Genomic DNA, 15,800 nt, shown 5'->3' with positions numbered 1-15,800 from the left:
TTTCTCCCTGTTAGCCCAGCAGACGATGGATACGCTGTAATCCTGCCACCAGGCGGTCCACCTCTTCCTCAGTGTTGTACATTGCAAACGAAGCACGGCACATTGCCGGAACCTTGTAGAACGCCATCAGCGGCATTGCACAATGGTGCCCGGTGCGTACAGCAATCCCATAGTTATCGAGGAAGCTGCCCACATCATAGGCGTGATGTTTACCCAGATTAAATGCGATAACACCGAGTCGCTGCTCAGGGCCGTAAATCGTCAGGTCAGGTACGGCCTTTAACGCCTGCTGCGCATAGCGCATTAACGAGTGCTCATACTCGCTCACCTCGGCAAGGTTCAGGCTCTCCACGTAGCGTAGCGCCGCTCCCAGCCCGATAATACCGGCAGTATTCGGTGTACCTGCTTCAAAACGCCATGGAGCTGCGGCAAATGTCGTGCCTTCTGTCAGACTCACGCTCGCAATCATCGATCCACCACCTTCCCACGGTGGCATGGCTTGCAAGATTTCTTCGCGAGCAAATAGCACGCCGATTCCCGTTGGCCCATAAATTTTATGCCCGGAGAAAAGATAGAAATCACAATCCAAGGCTTGCACGTCAATGGCGTTGTGCATGATGGCCTGAGCACCATCCACCAGAACTTTAACGCCAGTCTGATGCGCAGTAGCAATCATTTCCCGCACCGGATTTTCAGTACCGAGAACGTTAGAAACCTGGGTAATCGCCAGCAGTTTTGTGCGCTCATCAATCAGCGTCGGGAACACATCCAGTTGCAGCGTGCCATCCTGATTAAGCGGGATTACGCGCAGTGTCGCTCCAGTGTGTTCGCAAAGAATTTGCCACGGTACGATATTCGCATGATGCTCCATCGCGGAAATAATAATGTTATCTCCGGCCTGGACATTGGCGTGCCCCCAGCTATTCATCACCAGGTTTATCCCTTCGGTGGTGCCGCGAACAAAGACAATTTCTTCGGGCGTGCGCGCATTAATGAAACGTGAAACCTGGTTACGCACGTTTTCCATAAGCTGCGTCGCTTCCGCGCTCAGCGTGTGGATACCACGATGCACAGCCGCGTAACCGTGACTGTAAAAATCGAGTTCAGCATCAATAACCGCCTGCGGTTTTTGCGCGCTGGCGGCACTATCTAAATAGACCAGCGGCTGCCCGTTAACTTCTCGACTTAAAATCGGAAAATCAGCACGTACCCGCTCTATGGAAAAACTCATGCTTCGCCTCCTGCAAAGCGCTGGCCAATCCTCGCCAACACCTGCTGTTTTAATGCCTCATCACGAATGCTTTCCGTAAGCTCTGCGGCAAAGGCAAAAATAATCATCTGGAGTGCTGCCTGCTCTTTAATCCCACGCGAGCGCAGATAGAACATCTGTTCATCATCGATACGGCCAATAGTAGCGCCGTGGCTGCATTTCACATCGTCGGCGTAAATTTCCAGTTGTGGCTTGGTATCGACTTCAGCCAGACGTCCGAGCAACAGGTTGTTGTTGGTCATCTGCCCATCGGTTTTAATCGCGTGCTGCGCCACTTTAATCATGCCGTTAAACACCGCACGGCCTTTGTCACGCACAATGGTTTTATGCAACTGACGGCTATTACAGTAACCCTTGCTGTGCTCAAGCCAGGTACGGGTATCGCAAACTTCGTTATTGATAGGCAACGCCAGGCTGTTCATGCGCAGTTGGGTATTCTCACCGTTAAGCTGCGAGCTGGTGTTGTGGCGTAATACCGCGGCTCCAAGCAGGAAACTGTTACTCTCAACCGTGGCATCCTGGCCTATCACTAAATCATTATGAGCAAAGTGGTAACTTTGCGCGTTTTCAAACGCCAGTTTGTCGTGATGTAACTGGGCGTTTGCCGCCACATCGGCAGTAAAACGCGCGCCGGTAAAATGCGCGAGTTCATCAAAGCTGACGTAATGTTCAATAACCGTCGCCTTTGCGCCTTCACCCAGGGACAAATGGTGACGATAATGCGCAGTATTCATTTCACCCAGAGGACTGCCACGGCTGATATGCATCAGCAACAGTGCTTTGGCAGGGCTGTGATTTCGGGCAACGCGAATATGCGTTACCGTTTCGGCAAGGCTTTCCGTAAGATGCAGGAACACTTCACCCTGCACCGCCGCAGGCAAAGACTCACGGTTTTCATCCACGTTTACGTCAAAACCACTGCCAGCCAGAGAGTCACTTAATTCACTGTTATATCGTCCATCGACGAACACCAAACGCAACGCATCCACCGATAACGCCAGCGCGTCTCGCTGCATCGCACTTAATGGCTCCGGAGCAGGCAGTACAAACTGGTTATTCAACAACCCGTCAAGCGGCGTGTATTTCCAGTTCTCATGTTTGCGTGTAGGTAAGCCAAGGCGCAGCATTTGCTGCATATGTTCCTGCGCTTCTTTGCAGCGCTCTGAGCCGCGCGTTTCAAACAGATGATGCCACTGCTGCAGAGCGTTGCCGTTACTGCTGTTCGGTAAGCCAGCCATAGCCCTGCTCCTCCAGTTGTTTCACCAAACTGAAATCGCCCGATTTCACGATTCGCCCCTGATAAAGCACATGCACGAAATCAGGCTTGATGTAGTCAAGAATGCGCTGGTAGTGCGTGACAATCACAAATGAGCGTTTGCCATCACGTAAAGAATTCACCCCTTCTGCGACGATTTTCAGTGCATCAATGTCCAGTCCAGAATCTGACTCATCAAGAATGCAAAGTTCAGGCTCAAGTACCGCCATTTGCAGAATGTCGTTACGCTTTTTCTCGCCGCCAGAGAAACCCACGTTCACCGAACGCGTCAGCAAATCTTCTGGCATCTTCAGCAGTTTGATTTTTTCTTCCATCAAATCCTGGAAGTCAAAACGGTCAAGTTGTTCAAGACCTCGATATTCGCGTACCGCATTCAGCGCGGTTTGCAGGAAGAACTGGTTACTGACACCCGGAATTTCTACCGGATACTGGAACGCCATAAAAATGCCTTCACCCGCACGGTCTTCCGGGGACAACTCAAGCAGGTCTTTGCCTTTAAAATGTACCTGGCCACCGGTAACCTCGTAATCATCACGTCCGGCAAGTGTCGCGGAAAGCGTACTTTTCCCTGAGCCGTTCGGCCCCATAATGGCGTGAACTTCACCCGGCTTTATTTCCAGACTCAAGCCACGCAGAATTTCTTTATCCTCAACGCTTACCTGTAGATCTTTAATGCTCAGCATAATTTTCCCTTAATTCTTATCCGACGCTGTGTTCGAGGCTAATCGCTAATAGTTTTTGTGCTTCCACCGCGAATTCGAGCGGCAATTCCGAGAACACATCTTTACAAAATCCGTTGACTATCATTGAGATAGCATCGTCCTGGGCAATCCCACGTTGCAGACAATAGAACAGCTGGTCTTCACCGATACGCGAAGTTGTGGCTTCGTGCTCAAGCTGGGCGGTATTGTTGCGGCATTCCACGTACGGGAAGGTATGCGCACCGCTATCAGGGCCAATTAACATTGAATCGCATTGAGTGAAGTTACGGGCATTGGTCGCGGTCGGCATGATTTTCACCAACCCGCGATAGCTGTTCTGGCTATGTCCGGCAGAGATACCTTTCGAGATAATCGTCGATTTAGTGTTTTTGCCGATGTGGATCATCTTGGTGCCAGTATCAGCCTGCTGATGGCCTGCAGTCAGTGCCACCGAGAAGAACTCGCCAATAGAGTTGTCACCGCGCAGGATAACGCTCGGGTATTTCCAGGTAATAGCTGAACCGGTTTCGGACTGCGTCCAGGACATTTTGCTATTCGCTCCTTCGCACAACGCACGCTTGGTCACGAAGTTCAAAATGCCGCCGGTATTACCGTCGCCTGGGAACCAGTTTTGCACTGTGGAGTATTTCACTTCCGCATCTTTATGAATGATGACTTCCACTACGGCGGCGTGAAGCTGATAGCTGTCGCGCACCGGAGCCGAACACCCTTCGATGTAACTGACGTAACTGCCTTCATCCGCCACCAAAATAGTGCGTTCGAATTGGCCTGTTTTCTCAGCGTTGATACGGAAATAGGTTGAAAGCTCCATCGGGCAGCGCACGCCTTTTGGCACGTAAATAAACGTGCCGTCGGAGGCAACCGCGGCATTAAGTGCGGCAAAAAAGTTGTCGTTGCTCGGAACCACAGTACCGAGATATTTTTGCACCAACTCAGGAAACTCGTGAATCGCCTCGCCAAAAGAGCAGAAAATAATCCCCTGTTCAGACAGCTTTTCACGGTAAGTGGTTGCCACCGAAACGGAGTCAAAAATCGCATCTACCGCCACTTCCGACCCTTCACGCACCGGTACGCCAAGCTGTTTAAATGCTTCTTCGACTTCGCCCGTTAGATACGCATTGCTCCCCGGCTGCTGGACAGCGCCGGGCTGAGATTCGCAGTTATCGTCGCAATTACCGCAGGATGGTGCGGAGTAATAGCTGTAATCCTGATAGTTAAGTTTCTCGTAATTTGCCTTCAACCAGTGCGGTTCTTCCATTTCTATCCAGGCACGATAGGCACTCAGACGAAATTCCAGCATCCACTCAGGCTCATTACGCCGCGCAGAAATTGCCCGCACCACATCTTCGTTGATGCCGCGCGCCAGTTCATCGGTTTTCAACTGGGTAAAAAAGCCTTCTTTATAGTGATGGCTGCCCGCCCAGGTTTGCACTTCTTCAGACGTTTCAGTGTTACGTGACATAATCCCGCCTACACCCCAAAGCTTTCACCACAACCGCATTCGTGCTGTGCTTTCGGGTTGTTAAATTTAAAAATTTCGTTTAATCCTTCGCGCACATAATCGACTTCCGTTCCGTCGATAAACGGCATCGCTGAAAGAGGAACCCACAGCTTTGCACCGTCCAATTCAAAAAGAAGATCGTTCGGTTTAGGCTCTTTTACAGTATCCAGCACGTAACCAAACCCCGCGCAGCCTGTCTGCTTAATACCCAAACGCACGCCTAAAAAACCCGGCTGCTGGCTTGCCAGTTTGCGAATATGAGCGCTCGCGTCAGGAGTTAGCGTCAGTCCCTTCCAGGCAAATTCATTGGGATCGAAGCTACCGGTTTGCACATCCATAGTTCACCTCTTTTATGTATTGCCGCCCAAAGGCCAATACCCCATGTTAATGATAACCATTATCAATACAACATCCTGATAACAGGGGTATTCACGAAATGCTGCATTTTTGGGCGTCTTTATTAAGGATAGACCCTGCTGAAACTCTTGCAGATGGCTAAAAGAGCTATTTAACCCGCTGAAATAAAGAGGATTTAACTAAAACAGAAAGGTGTGAGTGATAGAAAGTAAAAGATGTATAGAGAATATCTATTTATGCAATTGGCAGGAGGTAAAAATAAGAACGCAAGCCGGGGAAACCTGCGCTTTTGTGAAAATAGAACGGCTTGAATTAAGAAGCGTTAAGCAAAGACTTAGTACTTTCCAGTGCATCTATCGCACATTGCTGATCCAGATGTCCACCTGGTGCGCCGCCAATACCAATGGCACCGATTGTCTGGTTATCCACTTTCACTGGCACTCCTCCGCCCAGCAGCAGGAAGCCTGGGATATCACGCATGTTTTGCGCACCTGCATTGTCTTGTGCACTTTTCATGACATCGCCGGTTACTGATTTAGTCGTAAGCGCAGTGTAGGCTTTCATCCGGCTGGCTTCTACCGTGTGCGGGCCAGCGTTATCCATACGTTTGACAACTTTCACCACACCAGCACGGTCCACAACCGTCACCGCGACGTTGTAGTTTTTTGCGCTACAGGCCTGAATGGCTTTTTGGGCTAACTGCTCGGCATATTCGAGTGAGAGATTCTTTTCAGTCAGAACATTGCTGGCAAATGCAGGCATTGCAGCAGCACTGCTGAACAAAGCTGCGGCTAATAGAAGTGATTTTTTCATGGTTTATTCCCTCAACTTGGCGTAGTTAATTTACCAGAGCTAAGGTAACCAACCCCGTGAGATGAAACCATTCGGGTGAATACCTGGCAAACCAGGTATTTTTACGTAGTGCCTTTAAGTCCACCATAGATTTTAATCAGCTTGGCCAGCGAGTTAATTTCCAGCCGCGCAAACAAACTGGCCCGATGCGCTTCCACCGTCCGTGGCGATAACGACAGATCTCGCGCCATCTCTTTGTTCGATTTACCCTGCATAATCAGCGCCATCACTTCCTGTTCGCGGGCAGAAAGTGTCGCTAGTTTCACCAGCAAATCAGTCTGATTTTCCCGTTGTTGTTGGCTCTGTTTTTGCTGTTCCAGCGCGGCGCTCACCGTTTCAATCAACAGATCGGCGTCTATGGGTTTGGTCAGAAATTCGAATGCCCCGTTTTTAAACGCACGACGGCAAAGATCGATACTGCCGTGACCCGTCATCATAATAACCGGCAACGTACTTCCCATACTTTGCCAGTTTTCCAGCAGCGTGATACCTGACTTTCCTGGCATCCGAATATCCAACAACAAACAACCGTTAAGACTTTGCAAATCAGGTTCAGACTCTTGAAAACGTTGCACGCTTTCGTAGGTTTGCGTTTCCCAACCCATCGTCGCCAGCAAGGCACTTAATGAAAAGCGGATAGCTTCATCGTCATCAATTAGGTAGATACGTTGCGCCATCATGGCTCCTGTTGGGAAAGTGGAAAAGTCACAGTAAAACATGCACCGCCGGTAGCACTATTTTCTACCTGAATACTGCCATTAAGCCGCTGAACTAATGTTTCGGTCAGCGCCATTCCTAGCCCAAGCCCATCTTTACGAGTAGTGAAGAAAGGCATAAACACTTGCTCAAGGGCTTGTTCAGTCAACCCAGGGCCGCCATCCGTAACGGTCAAAACGATACTGTCTGCGGTTTTGCGGGCATTAACGGCCACCCAAGCTTTCCCTTGCGGCATTTCCTTCTGCGCCTGAATCGCGTTATTGAGCAGGTTATGGAATATCTGCTCAATACCCAATGGGGACGCCATCAACGGTGGCAAGGATTCGGGAATTTGGTTTATCACTGCGATTTTACCGCGCTCAATCTCATTACTTAGCAACATCACAACCCTCGCCCAAACCTGGCGCAATTCCACCGGTTGCAAAGGTTGTTTATCACTGTTTAATTTTTCCCGAAATGCCAGCAGCAACGCACCGATTCGTTTTGTTTGCACGACTGAAGCATCGAGCAGCGGTTGCGCCTTTTCTGCTTGCTGCTGAGCAATAAGCCGCTGTGCTGTTTGCGAATAGCTGAGAATCGCGGTGAGTGGTTGATTGAGTTCATGCACCATGCCAGCAGCAATTTCCCCCATCGCATTCAGATGTGCAAGTTCTGAAAAGTGAGCGCGCAAATCGGCAATATTGCGCTGGCGTTTGGTCATTTGATACTGACGATAAAAGTAGATTACCAGTGCCCAGAAAATACCCACCAGCACCAGAACTAACCAGGGCAGGCTTCGCCAGTCAGGGTTATTGGTCACTACCAGGTTGAGCGGTTGGGAAGGGCTTGCCACCTCTTTCTCCCAACGCCACCAATCCCCCTTCCCTTCAGCGCCTTGTATCAGAAGCGGCATTCCTTGCCAGCTCAAACTAAGGTGGTGAAACTTCTGCGAATGGACGAGGCCTGCCAGCAACCCTGGCAAATCAATTAGCAAGGAACCTTGCGGCGAATTTATCCAGTAAGCACCTGAACGGGCGGGATTGATCTCTGGACGCGGAGGTTCATGAGGCTTGCTTTGCCAACGCAGAATATAGGGGAATTTTTGCTGTACAACAGTCAGGTCGCTGCTGTTAGAGAGCAACGCGAGAATGACATCGTTTTGCGACAGCTTAACCGTGATGTCTCGGTACAGAATACGGAACTCGGTGCTTTGCTCTTCATACTGCTGATGGAGTGCGTAAACCACCACGCCGCCGCCAGACAGCACAGTGAGAATCAGCCAGATGAGGACTTTAAGCATCGCGTTCCTTAAGCAGGAGAGTTAAGTGGGGATCAAATCCATCCTTTCTTATTAAAGGTGATTCTGGTCGCTTCATTCAAATCGTAATTACTAAGATCCGAATGTTTAACCCAGGCGACTTCCTGAAACTCTTCATTAAATGTGACCTGACGGTTGCTGCTCACGCAGTCAAACATCAGGTAAATCATATAAATTTCTTCTTTGGTGCCATCTGCATAGGTCTTCACTCGCACATCGTCCGCAAAAGTCCAGGGTTTGATCCTGGTTATTTGCAATTCCGTGCCCAGCTCTTCCCCAATTTCACGCAACAACGCGGCTTCCATTTGTTCACCAGGCTCCATGCCACCGCCGGACAACGCCCATTGCCCCGGAAACACACCCCGATCGTTCGCCATCTTGCACAGTAAGACTTCACCATTATTTTCGATTATTGGGCAGACGATAACGCGTTGACGCATATGACCTCCGGTTGTCATTAATTTTCCAGACGTTAGCAGAAATGTATCTGTGAGTCCCCTCGACTTAACTTTTATGAGGCTGATTAAGTAATAATTGCGAGGCACTTTCCATGATTAGCGTTCTGCTGGGACTGTAATACAACGGATGCGACAAAAGAGGGTTACCCCCCTTCACTGCCATTCACGGTTACGCAAATGTAACGTCTCGGATGGTTTTTCCAGGAACAAGCGTTGATAGTCAGTAGCGAACTGTCCGAGATGCCAGAAACCCCAATGCATCGCGGCATCTTTCACCGTTTTCCAGGTAGACCAGGGGCTTATCAATTCCCGGCGAACAGCATTTAAGCGGAGTGTTTTAAGCCATGCATTTGGGCCAATACCCAGCACCGCGTGAAAACCATTTTGCAAAGTACGGCGGCTAACGTGTAGCTCATTGCATAATTCAAGAACCGTTAACGGTTCAGATGTGCGGCTTAACACGCAATCACGTGCCTGTGACACCAGGCGCTGATAGCTGATTTTACGGGACATCAATTCAGACACTACCGGCTGGGCACTTTCCAGTAGGTCACTCATCCCGGACAGCAAATTATGCGTAAGTACCCTACGCACATTTTCGTTACGCATACATTCAGGATCATGGCTGCCATGCGCCAGCGCTTCATTGATAAAACGCCAGATTGTCTCTTTTTTCTGCTGGCAAACATCCAACGCAGAGTTATTTTGCAAAAGCTCAAACAAAATTTCCGGTTGATGGAACAGCCCTGCATTGCGAAATAACACATCGTTGGCGATTACCACACCAAGAATGGTGTATTCATCTGGCGTGCTAAGTTCAAATTCCGTCCCACCTGGCCGGGCTGCAATTTCTTCTTTCCCCAACAGCTGAGTACCGATAAACCCTTTATCACCATATGTGGCCGGAATGCCAAACCAAAAAGCATTCGGCCACACCATGCAAGACTGGCGCAGTGCAAGGCTTGTGTATTCGCGGAACATTTGAATGTCATCAAACAGCATCTCGGTCAGTTCCCCCTGAAAATGCCCAGGCTGGAGTTGATCGTAGAGTTGCTGCCACGCCGTGATGGTGCAGGCATGTTCATAGACATCTTTTGTCACGCGCTGTTGAACGACATCTTCTTCAATCAGAGGCGTGATTTTTTCGTCCCGCGCATACTCCGCTTTACGCAGATGATGTAAGTCAGCATTAATTTTCTTACTCATATGCGGCTCCTTGCGTCACTACTCACTCAGGTTTCAAACGATAACGACTGCTACGCTTGCGTAGTTTCCCGTCAAGGAATAAAGCCTCAAGTTGCGTTCTGGCTTCTTCGAGCGGCCAGTTAAAATGTGCCGCGACCTCACCGACTGTCATGCCGTGGCCTTGAGTTTGCAGCACTTCAAGTAACGCTTGTGTTGCCTGAGTTTCTATTGTTGTCGGTTTGGCTGAGGGCTTGCGACCAAAACTGCACACCAATCGCTCAACATCGTCATCAGGGCGACCAAGTTCCTTACGGCTTATCACTCGTCCGGTGCGCGCGGCAGCGCTAGCACCTGCATCGAGCGCTGCACGACACGCGGCGAGATCCCCTTCAACAACCAGCGTCACCATTCCAGGATTGAGCACCTCGTGGTTCAATAAACGCACATTTGCGGCCTTTAACATGGCATCTGCTGCGTCAATTCCCGCAACAAGACCGTACACTTCGAGCAACCCGAGAGAGTTCATCGTTTACCCCTACGCGCGCTGGATTGGATTACGCGCTATCTCAAGCACGGCGTCACTAAAAGCATTACACGCAGCTTTACAAGCGGCCTGGCTGCCCGTCAGGAAGGCGGCCGAGTAGTTAGTTTCTGATGGTGGCGGCACGTAAGTCACGATACGCACATCAGCAGATTTCAACGCAGCATCAATGCCAAATGTCGCTTCCAGCGGCGGCGCAACCAGATAAGCTATTGGGTCACCAAGCAAAATACCGGCTGTTGTAGAAAGATACGAACCTGTGCGCGAGATTAAATGTGCCAGAAACGCCGTGTCTTGCGCATCATTAGCCCACTGAAAAGCGGGACCTTGTTCGATAGTCGCCAGCATTGAATCCAGGCCTGCTCGCACTTCAGCCGGGTTGGGTCCACCCAACATAATCAGCACTTCTCCAGCCGTGGGTGACGGGCCATGTGCCGCCCCTGCATACAACGAACGCCCAAAGACTACTTCAACTTGTGCCTGTTTAGTGGCTTCGTCAGCGGCGATATAAGTGACATCATCAGAATCGGCAGTAATCAAACCCAGGCTACGAATATGGGAAGGCAGTTTCAATTCACGGGCAAACTCTTCGCTAACGTTTGCGATAACCCGCATCGCTTTCACATTCGGTTTAATCAAATCTAAAGCAGGCATGATAACGCTCCCTTTAACGAGTCAGGTTGATGCCCGACGCTTTTTGCGCCAGCATCCGTTTTGCAAGTTCGACAATCACAGCAGCCGCTTCTACTGGCGGCGTACCACCCCGGTGAATATTTGAGATACAGGTACGGTCAGCTTCTACCGTGGTAGCAGTTTTTGGTGAGTACACCGCGTAGCAAGACAAACTTTCCGACTGCCCAAGCCCTGGCCGCTCACCCACCAGCAAAATCACAACCTTCGCCCCCAGCAGTTCACCGATTTGGTCTTCAATCTTCACACGCCCATAGCGCACAAAGAACGGTGTGCCGACATGCAATCCTGATTGTTCCAGCCCTTGCAACAGCGGCGGTAAAATCTCACCGTAGTTGGCAGTAATCGCGTCAGTTGAAAGGCCGTCAGAAATGACCACCTGAACGTCCGGGTTCTGTTTGCAACTGGTGCGCAACAGTTCGATAGCGTTAGCACTCAGGCGGCGGCCCAAATCAGGGCGGGTAAGATAGAGATTTTTGTCGCTGATTTCTGATTGCAGCTCCAGTAACCCTTGCTGTTGTACCCATTCGGCAGGTACTTCTTTGAGCACTGTATCTTTCGAGCGTGAATGGTCAGCCAAAAAACGCAGCAGCGCCTGCGTGCGAGGGCGAGGACCTGCCCGCCCTGTGCAAACGCGAGCAACCGTACTGTGGCGCAATTCTTCAAGCACATCGGCGCGATGCGGATTTTGCACACCAATCCACATTTTGGCCTCGTTAGAGCCTAAATCGACGCTACAGCTTTCTTCTGTAGTTTGAGTTAAGACTGGCGTTGTTGGGGCTACGGCAGCTATGGGTTGTAGCGCGATTTCTGGTTTTTCCATATTGGCCAGAACGCTGCGCACAATTTCTTCAATCTGTTTTTGGTCCATGATGATTTCCCTGATGATTTCAGAAGAACAACGACGGATCGCCCGCCCGTGACGTTAAACGACCATTGGCCATCAGCCCCATTGTTTCCAGCCAGGCTTCAAATTCCGGCGACGGACGCAGATTCAACAACTGGCGCACGGTAGCAGTATCGTGGAATGCGGTGGTCTGATAATTCAGCATAATGTCGTCGCCAAGCGGCATTCCCATGATGTAGTTACATCCGGCAGTCGCCAGCAAGATCATCAGGTTTTCATTGAGGTTTTGGTCCGCATCGGCGTGGTTGGTGTAGCAGCAATCGCAGCCCATCGAGATACCACTGAGTTTGCCCATGAAGTGGTCTTCAAGACCGGCGCGAATAATCTGGCGGTCGTTGTAGAGATATTCAGGCCCAATGAACCCCACCACGGTATTCACGATGAACGGGTCGTAATGGCGAGCCAGGCCATAGTTTCGCGCTTCCATCGTGACCTGGTCTGCGCCAAAGTTTGCCCCGGCAGATAATGCCGAACCCTGCCCGGTTTCGAAGTACAGACAGTTTTCTCCAGCGATACGATTAAATTCCGCACCCACTGCACGAGCTTCATCCAGCATCGCAAGCTCAACGCCGAATTCTTTAAGCCCTTTCTCGCTCCCACAAATACTCTGGAAGATAAGTCCACCCGGAGCTCCGCGTTTAATGGCCTCAATTTGCGTTGTAACGTGAGCCAGTACGCAGCCTTGCGTCGGGATAGAATACTTGTCGATAACACTGTAGATGGTATCGAGCACGCGGGTTAAGTTGCCCACATCATCCGTTACCGGGTTCACGCCAATGACCGCGTCACCCACACCAAAACACAACCCTTCGTAAATTTGCGCTTCGATACTCCGCACATCATCACGCGTGTCGTTCGGCTGCAAGCGGGCGCTGAAGGTGCCCGGCAAGCCAATGGTGGTATTGGCCTTTTTGATTACCGGCATTTTCTTGCCGCCGTAGACTAAATCCGCGTTGGAACAAATTTTAGCGACTGCCGCCACGACTTCGGAGCTAATCCCCTTACGCAGAAAAGCAATATCATCAACGCTAGTTTCATCGCTGAGAATGTACTCACGCAGCTCACTAATGCTCCAGTTTTTAATTCTCGCGTAAGACGTTTCGTTGATGTCATCCTGAATAATGCGTGTCACACAGTCATCTTCATAAGCGATAACGGGATTCATACGGATATCCGCAACCGTCATTTCAGACAACACTTGTTTTGCCGCTACACGCTCCTGGGAACTGCTTGCAGCGACCCCAGCCAGCACATCACCGGAACGTAATTCGTTGGCTTTCGCCAGCACTTCTTTAACATCCTTGAACTGATAAACTTGCCCAAACAGTGTGGTTTTTAGTTTCATTGTGTCGATCCCTCAGGAAGGAAAGGCGAGTGATTTGATGGTTACCGGGACAACTTGCCCGTCAAACAACGGCAAACCGATGTCGATATAATCGCCAGTACGGGTGACCACTTCGTCGATCACCGCAACTTTTCGCTGCCCCATTAGCGGATAAAGCAGCATCCCCAGCGCTTTACCCAAATCCTGCTCTGCCACGACAATCAGCGGCTGCGTACTGGGAAAGTGCTGGATAAAAATTTTCAGTGCATTAATAACCTGCTGTACGGTCGCGTAGCTGGTCGAATACGCCGGTGGTATCGCTAGCGCATAACAATCCTGCGTCGCGTTAAGATCCATGAGCGCAATCCCCTGCTGCCAGCCGTGTGACAGGTCGTCGTTTTCAATGGCATGAACAACCGGAATATTGCGTAACGGCAAAGACAGCCCATCGAGCCAGATAGTGCTACCTGAAAGCGAGAGAGTGTGTGCACCCGCACCAATCACTGTGGCGCGTACGGTTTGTTCGGGTACACGCAGCGGTAGCGTGGCAAATCCGGCATGGCGATGAATCGCCTGCGCCAGAAGTGGGCCAATATCACCGAAGCCAAACGGGGTTTCTGGTGGCTGGCGATAACATTCCCCCACGCCACCAGACAGTGTAATCACATCAGCAGGCTTACCAGGCGGCAGCGCATCGGTCATTAACAGACGCTGGGCGAGTGGCGAGATTTCTCCCGTGATCACCTCAAAAAGCAGTTGTGCCATACGGTCTGCAACTGTTTCAAGCTGCTCGGGTGTCAGCGTATGTTTGCCTTCACCGACGTCACCAAATAGCTCGTCAGCAATCCGCAGCCCAGGCCGATGGATAAACCTGACGTTGCCGTGAGTATCGGTTTCAAACAATCTGCCACCCACATTCAGGCAGGCAGAAGCCACTACCTTGCCACCTTCAAACAGCACGTAATTTGCTGTGCCACCACCGATATCAATATTCATTACCCGGTTTAACTGGCGCTGCGATAATGCCTGCGCACCCGAGCCGTAACCGGCAATTACCGACTCAAGATGTGGCCCCGCGGTGGCAATAACAAAATCACCAAGCTGTTGGGAAAGTGCCATCACAGCGGGTCTTGCATTGCGCGTTTTGGCGGTTTCGCCGGTAATAATAATTGCCCCTGAATCAATGGACTCGGGCGCGATACCAGCAGCCTGATACTGCGCAAGAATAAGGTTTAACAACTCCTCCTCACGCAGATGCCCGTTGACGTCAACCGGGGTAAAAAACACCGGGCTTTGCCAGGTAATTTCACGTTTCACGAACTCATAGCGCGGCACCTGCGAAATAGCAGCCCGGTTAACCAGTGCCAGACAGGAGAAAATCACCTGTGTGGTGGTGGTACCGACATCAATGCCAACGCTATGCAGTTCGCGAATTTTCACGATTGCGCCTCCGCAGACTCAGCCATAACCTGGGTGCTTTCTTCTTTCGGCACCAGCAGCATGGCAACCCCAATCGCCGTAACACCGCCGACTAATTTGCCGACAATCATCGGGAAGATCATCGGTGACATGTTGGCCGCAGCGAAGCCCAGATGGTCGCCGAGTGCAAAAGCCGCCGACACGGCAAAAGCACAGTTGATGACTTTGCCACGTGCATCCATATTCTTCATCATGCCGTACATCGGGATATTGTTGGCCAGTGTTGCTACCATGCCGCCCGCAGCAATATTGTTGATTTTCAGTAAATTGCCGACACGCATTAACGGCTTATCAAACCAACGGGTTAGCAGTAGAACCATTGGGTATGCGCCAAGCAGCACACAAGAGATCGAACCAATTACTTCAATGGCGCGCATCACTTCGCCGGGTTTATCCCCTTCACTCATAAAGATAGGATCAAGTCCCGGAATAATCGTCCAGCCCACGAGGAACTTCACCACTGCAGCGGCAAGGCCAACGGTAATAATTGCAACGAGGATTTTGGCGAAGATCTGAAAACCGTTGATCATTTTTTCCGGGATGAATTTCAGCCCCAACGCCACCAGAACAGCGACGATCAACACCGGGATCATGTTGAGCAGAATCAAGCTCATGGTGAATTCAATCGGCTGCCCGTTAACTTCCACGCCGGAATACATCGCCACCAGCCCACCAGCAATACAACCAATAGGGATCGTGACAATCCCCGCCAGCACGCCCAATGCCAGATATCGGCGGTCAGAAGGTTCGATAATCCCCAGCGCCACCGGAATCGAAAACACGATGGTCGGCCCCATCATAGAGCCGAGGATAAGCCCGGAGTAAAGCCAGGCGGCAACATCACCCCCAGCCAGTTCTTTAGCGAGGAAGAAACCACCCATATCACAGGCCAGCAACGTCCCAGCAAACATCGACGGGTTCGCGCCAAGCATTTCATAGGCCGGGATTATCACGGGACCGAGCACGTAAGCCAGAACTGGCGCCAGCGCCGTCATCCCGACCATCGCTAATCCCAGTGCACCCATTGCCATAAAACCTTCTTCAAACTGACCACCTGAACCGGAAATACTTTTCCCAAGTTTGCCAAGACCGATAAAACCGAGGATTTTTTCTGACCCGCCAAACTGAGTAAAAACGCGGTCAACGGCGGCAATCAGCATAAAAATCATCATGATGTACATGATAATGTCGTTAATACCCATTTCCCTTCTCCTTCAGCGCCTG

Annotated in this window: 16 protein-coding genes; all 16 read right to left on the bottom strand. The window is 50.7% G+C overall.

Translation table 11 applies throughout. From position 1 onward, the window contains the following. Positions 1 to 10 precede the first annotated feature (10 nt). The 16 genes from sufS to eutH all read right to left on the bottom strand — a co-directional run bounded on the left by sufS (position 11) and on the right by eutH (position 15,778). Positions 11 to 1,231, bottom strand: a complete 1,221-nt coding sequence (sufS, locus tag FH968_RS04785) for a cysteine desulfurase SufS (RefSeq protein ID WP_139877941.1) — start codon at positions 1,229 to 1,231, stop codon at positions 11 to 13. After that, positions 1,228 to 2,508: a Fe-S cluster assembly protein SufD gene (gene sufD, locus FH968_RS04780; protein WP_139877938.1), complete on the bottom strand. Its 1,281-nt coding sequence runs from the start codon at positions 2,506 to 2,508 to the stop codon at positions 1,228 to 1,230. The genes sufS and sufD overlap by 4 nt, the downstream gene beginning before the upstream one ends. Then, entirely contained in the window at positions 2,483 to 3,229 is a 747-nt protein-coding gene (gene sufC, locus FH968_RS04775) for a Fe-S cluster assembly ATPase SufC (RefSeq protein ID WP_139877936.1), read from the bottom strand. The genes sufD and sufC overlap by 26 nt, the downstream gene beginning before the upstream one ends. Before the next feature lie 16 nt (positions 3,230 to 3,245). After that, positions 3,246 to 4,730, bottom strand: a complete 1,485-nt coding sequence (gene sufB, locus FH968_RS04770; protein ID WP_139877934.1) for a Fe-S cluster assembly protein SufB — start codon at positions 4,728 to 4,730, stop codon at positions 3,246 to 3,248. Between the two features lie 8 nt (positions 4,731 to 4,738). Further along, on the bottom strand, positions 4,739 to 5,107 hold the full coding sequence (gene sufA, locus FH968_RS04765; protein ID WP_139877932.1) for a Fe-S cluster assembly scaffold SufA: 369 nt from the start codon (positions 5,105 to 5,107) through the stop codon (positions 4,739 to 4,741). A gap of 331 nt (positions 5,108 to 5,438) precedes the next feature. Continuing rightward, positions 5,439 to 5,939 (bottom strand): heme-binding protein, encoded by a 501-nt coding sequence (locus tag FH968_RS04760; RefSeq protein WP_139877929.1) that lies wholly within the window; start codon positions 5,937 to 5,939, stop codon positions 5,439 to 5,441. Between the two features lie 101 nt (positions 5,940 to 6,040). After that, entirely contained in the window at positions 6,041 to 6,655 is a 615-nt protein-coding gene (locus FH968_RS04755) for a response regulator transcription factor (protein WP_139878047.1), read from the bottom strand. Continuing rightward, complete coding sequence (locus FH968_RS04750) at positions 6,655 to 7,974, bottom strand: sensor histidine kinase (RefSeq protein ID WP_139877927.1); 1,320 nt, start codon at positions 7,972 to 7,974, stop codon at positions 6,655 to 6,657. Before FH968_RS04750 ends, FH968_RS04755 begins: the two co-directional genes overlap by 1 nt. A gap of 32 nt (positions 7,975 to 8,006) precedes the next feature. Further along, complete coding sequence (gene nudI / locus FH968_RS04745; protein WP_139878046.1) at positions 8,007 to 8,432, bottom strand: nucleoside triphosphatase NudI; 426 nt, start codon at positions 8,430 to 8,432, stop codon at positions 8,007 to 8,009. 171 nt (positions 8,433 to 8,603) lie between these two features. Next, positions 8,604 to 9,656, bottom strand: coding sequence for an HTH-type transcriptional regulator EutR (gene eutR / locus FH968_RS04740; protein WP_139877925.1), 1,053 nt, complete (start codon positions 9,654 to 9,656; stop codon positions 8,604 to 8,606). 22 nt (positions 9,657 to 9,678) lie between these two features. Further along, positions 9,679 to 10,161, bottom strand: a complete 483-nt coding sequence (gene eutK / locus FH968_RS04735) for an ethanolamine utilization microcompartment protein EutK (RefSeq protein ID WP_139877922.1) — start codon at positions 10,159 to 10,161, stop codon at positions 9,679 to 9,681. Between the two features lie 9 nt (positions 10,162 to 10,170). Next, positions 10,171 to 10,830 (bottom strand): ethanolamine utilization microcompartment protein EutL, encoded by a 660-nt coding sequence (gene eutL, locus FH968_RS04730; protein WP_139877920.1) that lies wholly within the window; start codon positions 10,828 to 10,830, stop codon positions 10,171 to 10,173. A gap of 13 nt (positions 10,831 to 10,843) precedes the next feature. Further along, positions 10,844 to 11,737: an ethanolamine ammonia-lyase subunit EutC gene (gene eutC, locus FH968_RS04725; protein ID WP_139877918.1), complete on the bottom strand. Its 894-nt coding sequence runs from the start codon at positions 11,735 to 11,737 to the stop codon at positions 10,844 to 10,846. Between the two features lie 19 nt (positions 11,738 to 11,756). Further along, positions 11,757 to 13,118 (bottom strand): ethanolamine ammonia-lyase subunit EutB, encoded by a 1,362-nt coding sequence (locus FH968_RS04720; RefSeq protein ID WP_139877916.1) that lies wholly within the window; start codon positions 13,116 to 13,118, stop codon positions 11,757 to 11,759. Between the two features lie 12 nt (positions 13,119 to 13,130). Beyond that, on the bottom strand, positions 13,131 to 14,537 hold the full coding sequence (gene eutA / locus FH968_RS04715) for an ethanolamine ammonia-lyase reactivating factor EutA (RefSeq protein ID WP_139877914.1): 1,407 nt from the start codon (positions 14,535 to 14,537) through the stop codon (positions 13,131 to 13,133). After that, positions 14,534 to 15,778 (bottom strand): ethanolamine utilization protein EutH, encoded by a 1,245-nt coding sequence (gene eutH, locus FH968_RS04710; protein WP_139877912.1) that lies wholly within the window; start codon positions 15,776 to 15,778, stop codon positions 14,534 to 14,536. The genes eutA and eutH overlap by 4 nt, the downstream gene beginning before the upstream one ends. Between the last annotated feature and the right edge of the window lie 22 nt (positions 15,779 to 15,800).

The sequence above is a fragment of the Buttiauxella sp. B2 genome (assembly GCF_006376615.1).
In the GTDB taxonomy this organism is placed as follows: domain Bacteria; phylum Pseudomonadota; class Gammaproteobacteria; order Enterobacterales; family Enterobacteriaceae; genus Buttiauxella.
This window is presented reverse-complemented; position numbering and strand designations above follow the sequence as displayed.

Excerpts from the sequence above, each read along its gene's own strand:
- nudI (WP_139878046.1), bottom strand. The coding sequence starts at position 8,432 with ATGCGTCAACGCGTTATCGTCTGCCCAATAATCGAAAATAATGGTGAA.
- eutH (WP_139877912.1), bottom strand. The coding sequence starts at position 15,778 with ATGGGTATTAACGACATTATCATGTACATCATGATGATTTTTATGCTG.
- eutK (WP_139877922.1), bottom strand. The coding sequence starts at position 10,161 with ATGAACTCTCTCGGGTTGCTCGAAGTGTACGGTCTTGTTGCGGGAATT.
- sufB (WP_139877934.1), bottom strand. The coding sequence starts at position 4,730 with ATGTCACGTAACACTGAAACGTCTGAAGAAGTGCAAACCTGGGCGGGC.
- eutL (WP_139877920.1), bottom strand. The coding sequence starts at position 10,830 with ATGCCTGCTTTAGATTTGATTAAACCGAATGTGAAAGCGATGCGGGTT.
- sufA (WP_139877932.1), bottom strand. The coding sequence starts at position 5,107 with ATGGATGTGCAAACCGGTAGCTTCGATCCCAATGAATTTGCCTGGAAG.
- sufS (WP_139877941.1), bottom strand. The coding sequence starts at position 1,231 with ATGAGTTTTTCCATAGAGCGGGTACGTGCTGATTTTCCGATTTTAAGT.
- eutR (WP_139877925.1), bottom strand. The coding sequence starts at position 9,656 with ATGAGTAAGAAAATTAATGCTGACTTACATCATCTGCGTAAAGCGGAG.
- eutC (WP_139877918.1), bottom strand. The coding sequence starts at position 11,737 with ATGGACCAAAAACAGATTGAAGAAATTGTGCGCAGCGTTCTGGCCAAT.
- FH968_RS04720 (WP_139877916.1), bottom strand. The coding sequence starts at position 13,118 with ATGAAACTAAAAACCACACTGTTTGGGCAAGTTTATCAGTTCAAGGAT.
- FH968_RS04750 (WP_139877927.1), bottom strand. The coding sequence starts at position 7,974 with ATGCTTAAAGTCCTCATCTGGCTGATTCTCACTGTGCTGTCTGGCGGC.
- sufD (WP_139877938.1), bottom strand. The coding sequence starts at position 2,508 with ATGGCTGGCTTACCGAACAGCAGTAACGGCAACGCTCTGCAGCAGTGG.
- sufC (WP_139877936.1), bottom strand. The coding sequence starts at position 3,229 with ATGCTGAGCATTAAAGATCTACAGGTAAGCGTTGAGGATAAAGAAATT.
- FH968_RS04760 (WP_139877929.1), bottom strand. The coding sequence starts at position 5,939 with ATGAAAAAATCACTTCTATTAGCCGCAGCTTTGTTCAGCAGTGCTGCT.
- FH968_RS04755 (WP_139878047.1), bottom strand. The coding sequence starts at position 6,655 with ATGGCGCAACGTATCTACCTAATTGATGACGATGAAGCTATCCGCTTT.